Consider the following 15,834-nt stretch of genomic DNA (forward strand, 5'->3'; position numbering starts at 1 on the left):
GAACGACCTCCTTTTTTTATGCCGGCCTACGGCTGCAACGGTACGCTCACAATATCATCGATATACAGCTGATTGCCCTCTTCCACCCCGTTAATGGTGGCGACGAACTGCGCCTGGGCGACAGTCTTGCCATTGTATACGGCAGGAATATGGAATACGTGCTGCATCATGCCCCACTGGCCGCTCGGCACTGTACTGACCGGAAGTGACGCTGCGCGAAGCGTGGTGACAGCCCCGCCATTCTCATCCTTCAAGTTCAAGGTCAGCTGAATCGAGGCATTGTTGACAGTTCCTTCCGGCGTGTAATAATGCAAGGCCACGCCATACGGACCGCCCGATACCGGCACTGGCTGCACTGGACCTCCTCTTGCCAGTCCATCGGCTACAATAGAGTACTGCCCCGTGCGCGCATACAGCTCGCTTCGCTCCAGTGCGCCTTGTGCTTTAATCCAGAACCACCAAGGGGCGTCTCCGTCCTCGAAGGAAGAATTGGCCATGTCGGTCGCCTGTCCCTTGGCCACGGCAAGCAGCAGCTCCAGATTGTGGCGCACGACATCCAGCTCCGTCGTCGCCATAATGTTCTGTACTTCAGCAGTGACCGCCCCGTTCTCATCCTCTCCTGCAATCCATTCCGACAAGTAGGACATCATCAGATCGCTGAGTCCCGACCAGACAAGACCGAACCGCTCCGCCGTGAGCAGATGCTTCAGGATGGGGTCGTTCATATGCTCTGCTATAATGTTCATTCGCTCTACCGCATTAGCCATGCGGACAAGTCCATCTTCCAGCAGCGCCAGCGCTTCCTGCTCCGTCTGCGGCTGCGGTATATCTACGGCCGACGGATAACTTAGCACACTGGCTTCGTAGTATTGGAACGTCTTCATGAGCAGCTCGGCACGGGCCGCTTGGGCGTCCGTCTCTGTCAGCGACTGCATATTCTCCAGCAGCGCTCTGCTCTCAGCCACATCGTCCGCTGTCATGACGGTCAGATAGCTCGCATCATGGAACGACAAGTAATTCGCTCGCGTCGTGGCGTCCGCCCAGCTTCTGAACCATGTCGAAGTAGGTACGCGTTCTGTCCAAATCTCCTCCCACTGCTCATAGTACTGCTGCAGATAAGGCGCCGCTTCCTCGCCTACCATCGCTTCGTACCAATCTTCAGCCAGCTGCTCCTCGTCCAGATCCGGATTCCATTGCAGCTTCAAGGAGATATACGGCTTCGGTCCCTCGCCCCAGTTCGGATACAGCTCCGCATAATGGGCGACTACGCCTTGATCGCGTCCATAACGGTAATTGTCCGCCATCTGCTCCAGATATACGCGAGGCGTCGCATAAGGGGAGCCGTACATATATTCATAGAATCCGAGGCTGGTAGCCTTCTCGCTCCATCCCTCCACGACAGCCTTGGACGCTTGCTCGATTCCGCTGTCCACCCAGGCGTAGCGGTCATCCGTAATGAACGGAACAACTCTCTCATGCAGCGTCACTTCCGTCGGCGGATCGAACACATTGGAGTAAGCAAGCAGTCCGAACCACTTGTCCGGATGAACCTCCAGTACGCCTTCCACGACCTGATTGACCCAGTTGTAATAAATATTCGAGATATTCTGAACGCCGACCGAATTCAGTTCATCGGGAAAGTCCGGATGGGCGGGATTGGACTCGCAGTAACCGCCGCTGTCATTCACGCCCAGCGAATAAGATGACGCATCAGGGTTCTCATTGAAGTAAGTAATAATATTGGAGATCCCTTCCTCCACAATGCCATCGGCCGTGAAGCATGGCTGCCATGCCACATCGCTAATAGGCACCTGTCCGCCAGGATAAAATTCCGGATGAGTCTCCCCGTACTCTTCTACCGGGAACAAGTTATGAAGATTATGATGGAATTCAATTCGGGAATGCATCCGGTTGTTGCGTGCCCATTCATGCTGCAGCTCCCCTGCGGAGCCGGTCGGCTTCTGTAACGGGCTGAACAGGCGGGAGAAGGCTGCCGGCTCCTCGCGAATAAGCTCGTTGCGCGGCACTTCAAGATCCTCGAGCTCGGGAACATGCGTGCCGTCCGGGCCCGGAATAAGCCAGCGGACGCCAACGTACCGCTCCAGGAAATCATTGACTCCGAATTCCGTCCCCCATGCCGTAGGGCCAGTAATGAATACTTTGTTTCCTCTCGTCTGGATTACGAAGCCGTCGTCATCAAGCCCTTCCAATTGCTGCTGCAGATGAGGCGACTGCCATTGTTCGCCGGGACCAACATAAATCCGGGCATCGCCGTTCAGCGATTGTCCGCTGGCTTTCAGGTCGTACAATGTCATAAGCGGCAGCTCTGCGCCTGTCGCCTGCTGAATGTAGTCGACGAGCTTCTGCGCCGCTGCTGTCGTCTGTTCGTCCGCCTCTTCATCGACGATGACAACGGCTTGCGCCTCCCCGTCTTCGACCAGCTCAAGCTGGCCATGACCGACGGCAGCTTCCGCCGCGGCAAGCTGCGGCGGCCACAACATGATTACAGCCATTATGGCCGCCATCAGGCTTGCCAGCATTCCCTTGCTATACTTCCCCTTTTGTGAATAAGTGCTTGTCAATAAATTGAAACGCATGTCAATCATCCTCTCTTTATGAATGGGATGTTATCTCGTGCAGTTTCTTGGTGTATTGACTGATCCATTGCTTCATCACTTGCAAGCCTTGCTTCTGCTGCCGGCTATGGACGCCGTACAGGAATCCATGCTCCGCTTCCGCTATAAGCACCACCTCCGATTTAGAATGTACTTCCCTTACTCTTTCGCTTAGCTCGTACACATGCTCGTGAGGGAAGAATTGCTCCAGGCCGACCACGATGAACCACATATCCGGGACATGAGGGCCGACCAAGCTGAGCGGCGACACCTCGCGGAACTTCTCGGGGTTGGCGTCATAGTCGTCGTAGGACATCCCTAAAGCGCTTTCAATACTGCGGCGAATATCCCCGTTCATATTCGGCCACGGCTCCAGTGTTCCAGGTCCATTGAGGAAAATGCAGGCTGCGGGAGGCGGCGCGGTGAATCCGTCGAGCAAGGCCTGATGCGATAGGGTTTTCTCGGCTGCTTGATGCGATGAATCTGTGGATGCGGCAGAGCTTGATAACGTACTTCTTGCTGGTGCACTGCTTGATGATGTACTGCTTGCTGTTGTGCTGCTCGGTGATACGCTGCTTGGTGGTGTGTGCTGCGCTGCCGCAGATCGATGGAGTTGAGGCATGTTGTGAGGCAAATCTTGTCGCAAGCATAGCAGTGCTGCCAGATGGGCGCCTGCTGAGCTTCCGATGACGATCACTTGTCGAATGGGCAGTTCCTGTTCATGAATATACTGCCAGAAGCGTTGATAGCCGGCAGATGCGTCCGTTAGCTGCTCGTTCATCTTCGCTGCCGGTGCGAGCCGATAGCCTGCTGATGCGCATAGAAATCCCTGCTGCGAGAAATATTCCAGTTGATAATGGAAGATATCCCGCGCTCCGCCTCCCCAGCCACCGCCATGTATGTAAAACAGCGCGGTATCCTGTTGGAGCTGATCCGGCAAGGCTATATCTACAGCGCGTTTAAGCACAATCGGCTCATCATAATACAAAGTCAGCAGCTTCATGAAACCCTTCACCCCCTGTCAAGTTTACATTTTACTGTACTAAACCTAACAAACGTTGATTTCACCTTTCCATCTACTGTATATATACTGTATGCTTTTTGTTATTATAATGGAACATTTTGCTTCTGTAAACCATTAATTGCATGTTAGAAGAAAGAAAAGAGCCGAATCCAACAAGAATGGAATCGGCTCCTTCTAACTAATTGTTAACTTCACCAAACAGCAAGTCCAGCAGCTTTTCATCCGCCTTTCGATTTTTCCCTTTGTAGGGATAGCAGTGAATATGAATAGCCGGATTGAAGTTGATCTCTATAACGCTGTAATTGAAATCGGACGCTTCAGATGTTAGATCATCGATCATCATGTCTACTCCGCAGAAAGTAGCTCCTGCCGCTTTAGCTGATTCAACCGCCAATGCCTTATAGCTCGCTGGCATATCATCGGTATAGTCAAGGCTGTCTCCGCCTGTGCTAATATTGGAATTTTCCCTCAGGTAAATGATTTGACCTAGTGAAGGGACTTCTCCCCAATGATGATTGTGATTTTTCAAAAACATTTCTTCAGCATCACCTAGCTGGATATTTTCTAAAGGCGTCTTATAGCCAAACCCCCGAAGCGGATCTTTATTCTTTTCATGGACCAGCTGCTCGATCGTATGGACTCCGTCACCGACGACATTGGCCGGGACTCGATGCAATACACCTGCGACCTCATCCCCCATGACCAGAAAACGATACTCTTTGCCTGTCATAAACTCCTCAAGCAGAACCGTCCTATCATGCTCAAACGCCATCTCAAATGCTTTTTGATAGTCCTCTTTCGAGAACCCACGGTTAAAGATAGTGATGCCCAGCCCAAAGTTCGTGGACTTCGGTTTAATGACAATGGCTTTATCATCATACTTCTCATAAGCCGCAATGGCCTCTTTAAGGCTTCGAAATGCATCCCCATCAGGGACGCGAATGCCCCGTTCTTTCAGGACTTCTTTGGTCACAATCTTATTCTCCATGATCAATACCGTGCTATAGGAATCAAGCGAGGTCTTCGTCGCCTGTTTTATATATTCCTTGTGATTCCCTTTCGTAAGCACCACAAAATTCTCATCCCGGTCGATCAGTTTGAACGTAATGCCTCGTTTCACTGCTGCTTTCAGAAGCAATTGCGTCGATAGCTCGAGATCTTCGTATCCCGCAAAACGATACCCGCTTTTCACGCTCTCCTCAGCATACGCTTTGGCTTTGGCCAGATGATACTTCATATATGTGGACTTCTGTATATCCGACTTAATCCGGAACGCAAATCCTAGCTCGGGATGAAGAATCTTCTCTTTCTCTCTATTCAGAATAAGCAATAGCTCTTCCCCTTGAGGATGCAAGAGACGAACCATCTCTTGCATCTCACGAATACAAGTCAAAGCCATCTCCTTCATCGTGCCGCGACAGTCCTGGGAATCATTTAAACTCCCCTCAATGCCCTCTACGATCGCCTGATCGTGATTGAGGTCCGCGATTTTCTGCTCCTCCGTACCGAAAGTCTCATCCTTTTTGAGCAGCATGAAGAGAATGAACAGATGAATAAAATACATCGTATCTTTGCTGATCCCAATCTTATGCAGGGGATTGAGATCAATCATGCGCAGTTCTAAGTAAGCCACACCATCCTCTGCAAGTTCTTGCAATGGGTTCAAACCTTTCGCTGTTTTCAACCGGACGGGGCTGTAGAATTCCCTTGCGCTCAACAACTCTTCCTGTTGAATCAACGCATTCAAATCCTGTACATAGTCACGAGCTGAATCATAGGATACATAGAGCGGCTTTTCATTCCGATAGCCACATGCGCTATTCCGAAGCGAATTCATGTTTAGGAAATAGTAGCTCATCTTATCGTCCGATTTCCCCATTGATACACACTTTTCGATATAGGTCTTATCAAAGACCGGGCTAGCTCCAGTCAAATAAATGAGCAACCAACGGTAACGAAGCAAATTGCGCGTGATTTTAAAATAAATCGAATCCTTGTAATCTTTATAGTCTTCACCATGTCCGAACGTTTCGTGCAGCTTTCGCAAGAATCGTTCATCAAACGAGAAATTATAATGAATCCCGCTCAGCAGCTGTTTTTTACGACCATACTTATCCGCTAATTCATGGCGATACTTAACCGCTAAGGGATCATTCATCCTGGCAATTGGGATTTGTTCATCTTCGGGCAATATCGGCGGATTGCTGCTCGGCCACAAGTATTCCCCTTTCAGTTCTAAAGAGACAATATCCTGAAGAGCTTCCATGAACCGATAGGTCTCTTCAATGGAGCCAAAGGAAGGGGTAATCATCTCAATCTGACTCTCCGAAAAATCGGTTTGAATATAGGGATTTTCTGTCTTGCTCCCAAACGCTTCAGGATGTGGAGTCAGCGCCAATTTCCCCTCATGATCCACCCTGGCATTCTCTTTTTCCAAGCCAAAGTGACCGAGAAACAAATCGTTATGTAACGACTTGTCCATTAGTTGTTGTATAAATTCACGATTTAACAAATCCATAGGTTGAACCTTCCTTCTCACTGATGTTAACCCCGGGTTGGCTGAAGCTTCATGTGTCTCAGCGATCTCCTAAACCAGAAGACGAGAATAAGCCCTTTGAACACACTGCTTAGCGCAATCGACATCCACACCCCGTTTAAGCCAAACGGTTCAGACAGGATGAGTGCCAACGGTATCCGCAATGCCGTTAAGACAATACTGAATATCGGCGGGATATGTGTTTTTCCAATTCCGTTAAAAGCACCGACTGTCATAAGCTCCATGCACATAAACAACTGGGAATATCCAATAATTCTCATATAATCCGTACCTAAAGCTAAACTCGTCTCATCAGACAAAAATACGGAAAACAATTGCTCGGGAAAGAGAATGAACAGGAGCGATATAAAAATACCAAACCCCGAAGTCAGTAGCAAAGCTTGGCGGTAACCCTGCTGGATACGATCCAATCGACGAGCTCCATAATTTTGTCCAAAGAAAGCAGCAATCGCGCCTTGCAGTCCGCCAATGGTCATATAGGAGATGGATTCAATCTGAATACCGACCTTTTGAACCGCAATGGCATCCGCGCCAAAGCGCACGATAATCTTCGCAATGATGATAGAAATCAATGTAAAGGTAAGCCGCTGAATCGTGATCGGAAGCCCCATATGGATGACTTCTTTCATAAGACGACCATTCCATACGGATGATTTCACAATCAACTCGGAATGTCTAGTTTGAATAACAAATAATACCGTCACAAGAAGGTTTGCTGTCAAAGTTGCAAGAGCTGCCCCTGCAACCCCAAAACCTTCAAATCGTCCAACGCCAAAAATGAGCAAAGGGTCGAGAATGATATTAAGCACAAGACCAACTGTAAAAATATGAAACGGTTGTTTGCTGTTTCCCATCGCATTCAATACGGTTAAGTACAACGTATTCACAACCGAAAAGATCGTGCCCGTAATGGAAATCAGTAAGAACTGCTTTGCCATCAGCTCAACTTCAGCACTGCCTAAATCAAAAAAACCAATAAGTTGATCCTTCGTCAAAAAAATGAATGCCATATAAAGAAGAGCTAATAGTACAGACATGATGAATCCGTTCTTAATATAGATCTTCGCTTTATCACCCTCGCCCGCCCCTATACAATGGGACACCTTAATGCCCGTACCGATCATAATCATCGTAGACAATGCAACAGCAAGTTGAATAAAAAAGCTCGCTGTCCCTATGGCAGCAACAGGGCCGCTTCCCAGCCGGCCCACCCACATCATATCGACAAGCCCATAGGTTGTAGAGATGAAGTTGGTTGCAATGATCGGAAGGGTTAGCTTCATCAAAGTTGGAACAATCTTCCCATGGGTTAAATCCGTTGTGCCTTTCATGTTACGAACTCCTCATGCCCTATGTAAAAACCGACCACAAGGTCGGTTTTTTTAAAGTTGATTATTTCCCTTCATTCAGGAAATGTTGGATTCTGAATTTGATGGCATCGCGTACTTCACGAAATTGAGACATGACTTCCTCTTCAGTTCCAACCGCTTTCGCTGGATCATGAAATCCCCAATGCCACTTTATCACATTTGGATTCGAGATCACAGGACAGTGCTCATCCGCATGCCCGCAGAGGGTTATGACATAATCAGCACGATTAAGGATTTCAGCATCGATCACATCAGATGTATGGCCCGATATATCAACCCCTGCTTCACTCATCACTTGAACCGCTCTTGGGTTTAAGCCATGCGCTTCTAACCCCGCACTTTTCACTTCATACCGGTCGCTGCCAAGAGCTTTCAACCATCCATCCGCCATTTGGCTCCGACAAGAGTTTCCTGTACATAGGAAATAAATCAAAGGTTTACTCATTCTTAATCTCTCCCAGCCTTTATTTCATTATTGCGGGCTCAAAATACTTCCGCTTAATCCAAAGCGATACATTGACAAGCCCAATCAACACCGGCACTTCAACAAGCGGTCCTATCACCGCGGCAAATGCGACCCCTGAATCCAGACCAAATACGCCAATGGCTACAGCTATCGCTAATTCGAAGTTATTGCTTGCAGCCGTAAAGGATAGCGATGAAGCGACTGGATAAGAGGTGCCCGACTTTTTCGATAAGAAGAAGGATACCAAGAACATAATGACAAAATAAATGATCATCGGAATCGCTATACGCACCACATCGAACGGCAACTCCACAACCATTTCTGCTTTAAGCGTAAACATCAACACAATTGTAAATAACAATGCCATAAGGGCAAGGGGACTAATCTTCGGTATTAACACTTGTTCATACCACTTCTGCCCCTTCAGTTTGATCCCAATCACGCGTGTAAGTAGCCCTGCTGCAAACGGAATCCCCAAGTAAATCAGCACGCTCTCAGCAATCTGTCCCATGGAGACATCGACAACAGCGCCTTCAAGCCCAAACCAACCTGGCAATACCGTAATAAACACATACGTAAACACAGAATAAAAAAAGATCTGAAAGATGGAATTGAATGCAACAAGACCTGCTGTATATTCAGGGTCTCCCTTTGCAAGGTCGCTCCACACCAAAACCATGGCAATGCATCTTGCCAGTCCAATCATGATCAGTCCGATCATATATTCAGGCATATCGCTAAGGAATAGAATGGCTAGAACGAACATCAAAACCGGACCGATAATCCAGTTCTGCACTAAGGACAGAATGAGTACCTTCCAATCCTTAAACACCCGTCCGAGCTTTTCATACTTCACCTTTGCAAGCGGCGGATACATCATTACGATTAGACCGATGGCCAGCGGCACCGAAGTTGTTCCAATTTGCATGCTGGAAAGCACTTCAGAGAAATCAGGAACCAGGTAACCTAATCCTAACCCAATGCCCATTGCTCCAAATATCCAAAAGGTGAGATAGCGATCCAGAAAGGAGAGTTTCTTCGTGTTTCCTTGACTCATTTCATCCACACCCTTATTCACACAACGTCGCGTTTATTTTTTTCTGTTCTTCTTCCCCTGGCTGCGGCAAATACTGTAGCACCTCTTTTAAGTGAGGTTTATCTTCAATCGAAAGGGAGTAATAAATCCACTGTCCTCTTCGCTCTTCAGCCACTAAACCTGCGTCTTTTAATTTACGAAGATGCTGGCTAATATTCGGCTGAGTCGTTTGCAATATCTCCACTAAATGACATACGCACATTTGTTGTTGAGATACTAATGCGACGATTTTCAATCGAGTTTTATCACCCAATAACTTAAACTGTTCCGCCATTACCTCTACTGAAACCATCATGTATCGGTACACCTCCTTGTGCTCTTAATCATTATATAAATATATACTTATATAATCAAGGGATTATTTATTTTAAACTTAAACCACCACTGAAAAAACAGCTGCAGCCATTACGGCTGCAGCTGAACACTCACAATATGATCGATATAGAGCCGATTTCCTTTCAGACACTCTCATAGTGGCGTCGACCCAGTACTATGTTAATGGCGTCGGCGAGCTAAGTCTGTGCAATCGAATGACCTTCTTTTTGAAAATGCCGATAGTGTTTCTATGCCCAATCCAAAATTTGTCCGTCCGCAAGCAGTCTCTCTCTTAACGGCTTGTAATCGACGTCCTGTACAGGGATGTCCGCCTCAAGCGCAAGCGCAGCAGCCGTTGCGGCAGACTGGCCCAGTATCATGAAGACCGGCTCCATGCGTATAGACCCGAAGGCAATATGGGAGGAAGACAAACAGACTGGTACCAGCAAGTTAGCGCACTCCCCGCGCTTCGGCACGATTGAGCGGTAAGACACAGGGAATGGAGCCGGCGTATGAATTTCCACATTCCCTTCATTGACGCAACGTCCGTCGATCACCACTCTGCGACAGTGATGCGAATCAATTCCATATGCCGCCAAACCAATCGGGTCTTCAACGATAGTAAGCCTGCGGCAGTGCTGCTCCGTCATCACGACATCGGAGATCATACGACGCGCCTCCCGGATATAGAGCTGAGGCGTCCAGTGTCCCGTTGCCGGATATTCGTCCGCAGGCAACCCCCACTCGCTTACTTCATTACGAATCGCTTTAGGTATGCTCTCATCATTGGCCAGGAAGTAGAGCATGCCCAGATTGTAACGGAAGTGCTCCTGGAAGATTTTTTCTCTTTCCTTATAAGAAGCTTCAGGCCACTTGTGATTGCCTCCGATATAATCGGTGGACACCGCTCCGCGATTGTTCAGGTCGCTCTTGCCGCGCGGCATCATCTTATGGAGCTGCATCGCATCCCATATGCCGGACTGAATATATCTGGCCAGCAGCTGAAACTCATCAGGATCGTAACCCGGCGGCTGAGGGAATGGAAGGCGATTTTCCGGCATGTTCGTCAAGCAGATACGGAAATTGTAAGCTTGAACACTGGCATCCCCTTCTCCTTGCTTCAGCAATGGAGCATCCGTTACGCCCGGCAGCAATCCGCTGTCCGGCTTGCCGGGAATCCGATACGGATCGATCCACGTCTCGAAGCGATGATGCGGGTGGCCGTAGTGAACACCGTTCAACGTCTCTTGATAGACGGAGTTGGCTTCACGCCCCACATGATAGGAAACACCGGCCATGGCCATCAGGTCCCCTTCGTATGTCGCGTCAATGAACATGGCGGCCCTGAATATATCACCATTCTCCATGATCAGCTCCTTGATCCGCCCATCGCTGCCTTTGCCCACCTGCTTCAGGCGCCTCTGACAATAAACCTCAATTTCATTCTCCTCAAGCCATCTCTGATACACTTGCCCTGCAACGCTCGGCTCGAATGTCCACTGTGTACCGCCGTCCGTCTCTGTCCCATAATGAGTGCCCAGCGTACTGTAAAACTCGCGGGAAATGCCTCCGATTGCCGCCTTATTGCCAATGTCAGTAGCGCCTAACCCGCCGGTCGTCAAGCCGCCCAGATGATTGCCGAACTCCGCAATGACGACACGCAATCCCATCCGGCGCGCCTGTACGGCGGCAGCAATGCCGGCGGAGGAGCCGCCATAGATGCACAGATCCGCTTCTACGGAGACAGGAGCGTCAAGCGGAGGCGTCTCCACGTAATACTTCAAATTCCGAAAGTCTGTCATAACCTGCATTCCACCTCTCAGAAAATATGCTATTTGCAGTTTTCGCTTACATTATATCGAATAAAGAAATTTAAATTTAGTTATACTTTTGTTTCATTTTACTTGTTTCTTGTGCTATAAATTGAAGTAATTACATTCACATAGAAGGAGCAGAACGATGCCGCGCAAAAAATCAGTCACTCTGCAAGATCTGGCAGAGCAGCTTCACTTGTCTGTTCATACAGTATCCAAAGCGCTTCGCGGACTGCCGGGTATGTCGGAGGAAACGCGTGAAGCTGTGCTGCAAGCCGCCAGGAAGGCAGGCTACCGCACGAAGGATCAGGAGCGTACGCTCGTAATGGAGAACATTCCGTTATTCCCGCACAAGCAGAGAAACTTCAAGTTGGTCATTACAAGCGGGGCCTTATCCTCCGATATGAATCAGCTGCTGCTGGGGGGCTTGCAGGAAAAGCTGTCTGAGCATGGCCATACAATCGAAACCGTATTGCTGCCTCATGCATTTGAACACGACCTGGAAGAATCGTTCGAGGAGTGGGCGGAGAGGCATCATCTGAGACATGCGGACGGTGTATTCGTACCGCCGCTGATAGAATCGCATTTAGAGCAGAAGCTGTTGCAACTGCCCGTCCCACGTGTCATGCTTAACTTCCCGCTTCCTGCGGCAGAAGTAGACAGTGTTGTATGGGACGTAGGAACTTCCATTCACCAGTCGGTTCGCTACCTGCTGTCGCACGGCCATCGGGAGATTTTATACGTAGGCTCCATTGATCGTTACAGGGGCCTCAAGCTGCGATGGCAATCATTCGTAGCTGCTCTGAAGGAGGCGGGTATCGTGACGGACAGTAGCGAGCATGTCACGGGCAGATTCCAACGGAAGGAAGAGTGGATGGCGGATATCTCGGAGAAGCTGGCCAGGCGTGAAGTGACGGCGATACTGAATGGCGCCAATCAGCAAGTCGCATGGGTATATCATGCCTGCAGCATGAACGGCAAGCAGATCCCGCATGACTATTCTTTAGTTAGCTTGGAGCATACGCGCAACGAATTTTTACCGCAACTGACACGACCCAAGCTACTCATACGGGAAGCAGGCATTCGCGGCGCCGAGCGTATGCTGTGGCGGCTTGCCAACCCTTATCTGCCCTACGAGCACATTTTGCTTCAAGGCGGGTTCTATGAAGGAGAGACGGTACGCCGTATTTGAAGCTGGCCATAGGCCAGAATTCCTCGGCTAGAGCTGCAAATCTTTGGGCTGGAATATAGCATTCTATCGTCATATAATAATGGGAACGAAGAAGACTAGCGACACCTACTCGTCCGCTTAGCAAGGAGATGCCTATGTCCCCCTATTCGCCACAGCTGCATACACCGCCGCACGCACCACCATCTCACACACCGCCGCCGTCGCCTCGCCAGCGTCGGAGCCGGAACGCGCTGCTGATACTGCTCATTCTATTCACACTAGCGGCCTTGCTCGTTAACCGCTATGAAGAAGTAGAAAGGCTGCTGCCGTGGGCGAAGCAGAAGCCGCCGTCTATTATCGGCTTGCATCCTGTCGTGCATGAACTGAGCGAGCAATTGGTGAAAGAATGTACGGCGCTCGGCATTCATGTCGTCATTACTGATGGGTTCCGCAGCCATCACGAGCAGAACACTTTATTCCAGCAAGGGCGCTCAGCCGACGGACCGATCGTGACGCATGCGAAGGGTGGAGAATCGTATCACAATTATGGCCTTGCCATCGATTTTGCACTGAAGACGAAGAAAGGGAAGCTGATCTGGGATCTGGAATACGACGGGAACCAGAACAAGCATGCAGACTGGTTGGAGGTCGTAGCGGTTGCGAAAGGGCTGGGGTTCAGCTGGGGCGGGGATTGGAAGAGCTTTAAGGACTATCCGCATTTGCAGATGGACTTCGGCTATACGATTCATCAGCTTCAGCGCGGTTTTTATCCCCTTGATGAACATGAAGCGGCAGTCGTGCCTGGTCAATGAGAAATACGCCTTTACGGCGTACATTTACTACTTTATTCCTGCTCGTATACACCTTTACGACGCTCCGGTGTAAGGCACTGGGGACAAGCTCGCTCGAGATTTCGCCACTCTAGTGTTGGCTGCATACAATGCAGACACGCACGAGTCATTCCAATAGCTTCGGGTATTCAATTCGAAATTTATAAACTATATTGTGGTAAACAGGGAGACGCTTAGGCCTCTCGGGCACGTCTCCCTTAATAGCTGGTCTCGCATAATGGCTTACCGCCAGAGCAGCAGCCGTAGCGGTAACTTCTCCAATCTCTCAGTCCTGCATACTCACCCATTCTGAGCCGATTAAGCGCAGTGACAACCGCTACATCCGCTCCTGTAGACTCTTCTAACTTCCCTTCGACGCTTCGCTATACGCTTTAAAATTATTCAAGATCGCCTGCCAGCCCGCTTCTTGCATTTCCACGGAGTTGGCCGTCTCCGCGTCGAAAACTTCAACCACCTTCGTGTCATTGCCCTGACTAACAAAAGTAATTGCAACTTTTCTTCCATCTTCCATCGTATACGAAATAAATTCGTTCGCCCTCACTTCATCATAAATGCCGCCAAAATCGAAACCGAAGCTGCCGTCCTTCGCCTCCATTCTTGTGACAAATTTCCCACCTGCTCTCAAATCATTCTCGGCTCTTGGCGCATGCCAGTCATCGGATGCTGCACACCAATTCGTAATGTGCTCCGGCTCCGTCCAGAATGTCCATACTTGCTCGATCGGTGCTTGAACGATAGCTTCTACCGTTATCGTTACAGGATTGCTTGTCCCCATATGAATAGCCTCCTCATCGTAATCCAGTATATGATTCAATCTTCACTTGTTCCCCTTCATACTTTAGTCACAATGAATATACTTTAACTGGATATTCGAGGTCAAGGGAAATAGATAAATCCAAGCGAACGCACCAGCAGCGCCGCGAATTCCGTCCGCATAATCTTCTGATCCCGGGCGAATGCCGAAGCCGACTTGCCCTGCACGATCGCTCCCCCATGCTCGAAGGAACGAATTCGAAGTTATTCGTTTCCGGAAGTGATGGGCACCGAAATCCCATCCACTTTGCCGGTCAGTCCCGAGACATCCGTCATTTGAACCGCCTCGTCAAAGTCCAGCACTAACCGGTTGAGCGCATCTGCTTCTACATTCGCTCCCGACATGACAGGCGGTGCTGCATCCTCTTACTGGGAGACCCATATGCCCTTCAACACCGGATAACCACCCTCGGAGAATGCCGAGACGTTGGGATCCCATCCGGCAAAGCAGCTCTTAAAGAACTGAAAGTCCAAATTGTTGCTGCGCCTGCAAAAAGAATTCCAAGGCTTTCAAGCTATGAAAGTTGAGTTGTATATTCAAGCTTCAAGCTTTCTCCTCTTTGCGAATTGCATTCGGAGAACTGCCGAATTGGCGCGTAAATGCGCGGGTGTAGGAATAGATATCGGGATAGCCGACGGATAAGGCAATTTCGGTCACGGACAACGCACTCTCCAGCAACAGTTTCTTGCCTTGTTCGAGCCTTGTCTTTATTAAGTACTCGGAAGGCGGCATCCCGACTTCCCTTGTAAAGATTTTCGACATATATGTTCGGTGCAGACCTACATACCTCGCCACATCATCAACTGTGATTTTTTCCGTATAAAAGGCATGGATGAAATCCAGGCTCTTGCTTACCCAATCGCTTGGCGTCTCAGCATCGCTCGAACGAGCGTCGGGCAGCAGCTTACTGAATATACGATACATAAGGCTGTACATCGTCATCAGTTGTTTGCGGCTGTCTCCTTTGCACCGTTGAAACATTTGCTGCAGCAACAACTCCATATCTTTATCCACCGTTCCCCTCTGGAAGGGCTGTTCATCTGCAAAGCCAGTCATCAACAATATTTCCCTTGCCTGAAGGCCGTCGAAAGTAATCCATGTCATTCGAAGAGGATGCTCTGGATTCGCAATTCGATAGGTATATATCGTGTTCGGAAATTTACAAAACATATCCCCTTTGCCCAAAACGACTTGCCCTCCGTTATAGATAAGTTTGACATGTCCTTCATGGATGAAATGAATATTGCAATAGGGAGTCTGACGTGGTCCATTCCGATAATTAGGCTTTGCAATATTAGTTCCAATACGAATGGGCCATACTCCGCCCAGCTCGGCAAATCCATCGGGTTTGTAATACCAAATATCGATAAACTCTAAAGGCGTTTCCTGCATGTTCCAAGCACTCCTTAAACGAATTATTAAACAGACTACAAAATGATAAAAATAGACTACCTGTTGACATTTCCTATCCAGATCAAGTGCGATATGATTTAGAAGGAATAAGTGACGTTGTTATAAGTATTTGCAAATGTCATTTAACCTTACGCACAATTCACTCTAAGTTTTCAATGATATTTCATAATCGAGGTGATTGAGGACGATAAGACAAAATTAACAGAAAGAAAGATCGAATTCACTTGATTTACAAAAACTTAGTACAATTTTATAGCAGCGCTTACATTTCAGGGCTAGCATGAAATAATTGGATAACTTTTAAGAATGTATGCGAAAACTCACCTAA

13 protein-coding genes are annotated in these 15,834 nt (G+C 48.7%); 2 read left to right on the forward strand and 11 right to left on the reverse strand.

Annotation, left to right across the window (positions count from 1 at the left end):
• Positions 1-26 precede the first annotated feature (26 nt).
• The 8 genes from ACFQ2I_RS13840 to ACFQ2I_RS13875 all read right to left on the reverse strand — a co-directional run bounded on the left by ACFQ2I_RS13840 (position 27) and on the right by ACFQ2I_RS13875 (position 11,245).
• Complete coding sequence (locus ACFQ2I_RS13840; protein ID WP_377564975.1) at positions 27-2,597, reverse strand: DUF4838 domain-containing protein; 2,571 nt, start codon at positions 2,595-2,597, stop codon at positions 27-29.
• A 16-nt stretch (positions 2,598-2,613) separates the two neighbouring features.
• Positions 2,614-3,618 (reverse strand): alpha/beta hydrolase, encoded by a 1,005-nt coding sequence (locus ACFQ2I_RS13845; protein WP_377564977.1) that lies wholly within the window; start codon positions 3,616-3,618, stop codon positions 2,614-2,616.
• 199 nt (positions 3,619-3,817) lie between these two features.
• Positions 3,818-6,157 (reverse strand): bifunctional glutamate--cysteine ligase GshA/glutathione synthetase GshB, encoded by a 2,340-nt coding sequence (gene gshAB / locus ACFQ2I_RS13850; RefSeq protein WP_377564978.1) that lies wholly within the window; start codon positions 6,155-6,157, stop codon positions 3,818-3,820.
• 26 nt (positions 6,158-6,183) lie between these two features.
• Positions 6,184-7,527: an MATE family efflux transporter gene (locus ACFQ2I_RS13855; protein WP_377564979.1), complete on the reverse strand. Its 1,344-nt coding sequence runs from the start codon at positions 7,525-7,527 to the stop codon at positions 6,184-6,186.
• A 61-nt stretch (positions 7,528-7,588) separates the two neighbouring features.
• A complete protein-coding gene (gene arsC, locus ACFQ2I_RS13860) occupies positions 7,589-8,011 on the reverse strand; it encodes an arsenate reductase (thioredoxin) (RefSeq protein WP_377564980.1) in 423 nt (140 codons plus the stop codon).
• 19 nt (positions 8,012-8,030) lie between these two features.
• Positions 8,031-9,089 (reverse strand): ACR3 family arsenite efflux transporter, encoded by a 1,059-nt coding sequence (gene arsB / locus ACFQ2I_RS13865; protein ID WP_377564981.1) that lies wholly within the window; start codon positions 9,087-9,089, stop codon positions 8,031-8,033.
• 13 nt (positions 9,090-9,102) lie between these two features.
• The gene (locus tag ACFQ2I_RS13870; protein WP_377564983.1) at positions 9,103-9,423 is read right to left on the reverse strand and encodes an ArsR/SmtB family transcription factor; all 321 of its coding nucleotides are present in this window, start codon (positions 9,421-9,423) and stop codon (positions 9,103-9,105) included.
• Positions 9,424-9,691: 268 nt separating this feature from the next.
• Positions 9,692-11,245 (reverse strand): FAD-dependent oxidoreductase, encoded by a 1,554-nt coding sequence (locus ACFQ2I_RS13875; RefSeq protein WP_377564984.1) that lies wholly within the window; start codon positions 11,243-11,245, stop codon positions 9,692-9,694.
• A gap of 157 nt (positions 11,246-11,402) precedes the next feature.
• On the opposite strand from ACFQ2I_RS13875, the gene ACFQ2I_RS13880 reads away from it, so the two are divergent.
• Together ACFQ2I_RS13880 and ACFQ2I_RS13885 are read left to right on the forward strand one after the other, a co-directional pair.
• On the forward strand, positions 11,403-12,449 hold the full coding sequence (locus tag ACFQ2I_RS13880) for a LacI family DNA-binding transcriptional regulator (RefSeq protein WP_377564985.1): 1,047 nt from the start codon (positions 11,403-11,405) through the stop codon (positions 12,447-12,449).
• Between the two features lie 134 nt (positions 12,450-12,583).
• A complete protein-coding gene (locus tag ACFQ2I_RS13885; protein WP_377564986.1) occupies positions 12,584-13,240 on the forward strand; it encodes a M15 family metallopeptidase in 657 nt (218 codons plus the stop codon).
• A 379-nt stretch (positions 13,241-13,619) separates the two neighbouring features.
• Here the strand turns inward: ACFQ2I_RS13885 and ACFQ2I_RS13890 are convergent, their stop codons facing one another.
• From ACFQ2I_RS13890 to ACFQ2I_RS13900, 3 genes are all read right to left on the reverse strand, one after another.
• On the reverse strand, positions 13,620-14,054 hold the full coding sequence (locus ACFQ2I_RS13890) for an SRPBCC family protein (RefSeq protein ID WP_377564987.1): 435 nt from the start codon (positions 14,052-14,054) through the stop codon (positions 13,620-13,622).
• A 242-nt stretch (positions 14,055-14,296) separates the two neighbouring features.
• Entirely contained in the window at positions 14,297-14,437 is a 141-nt protein-coding gene (locus ACFQ2I_RS13895) for a hypothetical protein (RefSeq protein WP_377564989.1), read from the reverse strand.
• Between the two features lie 199 nt (positions 14,438-14,636).
• Entirely contained in the window at positions 14,637-15,485 is an 849-nt protein-coding gene (locus ACFQ2I_RS13900) for an AraC family transcriptional regulator (RefSeq protein ID WP_377564990.1), read from the reverse strand.
• Positions 15,486-15,834: the final 349 nt, after the last annotated feature.

It is taken from the genome of Paenibacillus chungangensis (assembly GCF_042675905.1).
GTDB classification, from domain to species: Bacteria; Bacillota; Bacilli; order Paenibacillales; family Paenibacillaceae; genus Pristimantibacillus; species Pristimantibacillus chungangensis.

Bases quoted from the DNA above. Each gene is read 5' to 3' on its own strand.
- ACFQ2I_RS13855 (WP_377564979.1), bottom strand. From the start codon at position 7,527: ATGAAAGGCACAACGGATTTAACCCATGGGAAGATTGTTCCAACTTTG.
- ACFQ2I_RS13845 (WP_377564977.1), bottom strand. From the start codon at position 3,618: ATGAAGCTGCTGACTTTGTATTATGATGAGCCGATTGTGCTTAAACGC.
- ACFQ2I_RS13900 (WP_377564990.1), bottom strand. From the start codon at position 15,485: ATGCAGGAAACGCCTTTAGAGTTTATCGATATTTGGTATTACAAACCC.
- ACFQ2I_RS13880 (WP_377564985.1), top strand. From the start codon at position 11,403: ATGCCGCGCAAAAAATCAGTCACTCTGCAAGATCTGGCAGAGCAGCTT.
- ACFQ2I_RS13875 (WP_377564984.1), bottom strand. From the start codon at position 11,245: ATGACAGACTTTCGGAATTTGAAGTATTACGTGGAGACGCCTCCGCTT.
- arsC (WP_377564980.1), bottom strand. From the start codon at position 8,011: ATGAGTAAACCTTTGATTTATTTCCTATGTACAGGAAACTCTTGTCGG.
- ACFQ2I_RS13885 (WP_377564986.1), top strand. From the start codon at position 12,584: ATGTCCCCCTATTCGCCACAGCTGCATACACCGCCGCACGCACCACCA.
- arsB (WP_377564981.1), bottom strand. From the start codon at position 9,089: ATGAGTCAAGGAAACACGAAGAAACTCTCCTTTCTGGATCGCTATCTC.
- gshAB (WP_377564978.1), bottom strand. From the start codon at position 6,157: ATGGATTTGTTAAATCGTGAATTTATACAACAACTAATGGACAAGTCG.
- ACFQ2I_RS13870 (WP_377564983.1), bottom strand. From the start codon at position 9,423: ATGATGGTTTCAGTAGAGGTAATGGCGGAACAGTTTAAGTTATTGGGT.
- ACFQ2I_RS13895 (WP_377564989.1), bottom strand. From the start codon at position 14,437: ATGTCGGGAGCGAATGTAGAAGCAGATGCGCTCAACCGGTTAGTGCTG.
- ACFQ2I_RS13840 (WP_377564975.1), bottom strand. From the start codon at position 2,597: ATGCGTTTCAATTTATTGACAAGCACTTATTCACAAAAGGGGAAGTAT.
- ACFQ2I_RS13890 (WP_377564987.1), bottom strand. From the start codon at position 14,054: ATGGGGACAAGCAATCCTGTAACGATAACGGTAGAAGCTATCGTTCAA.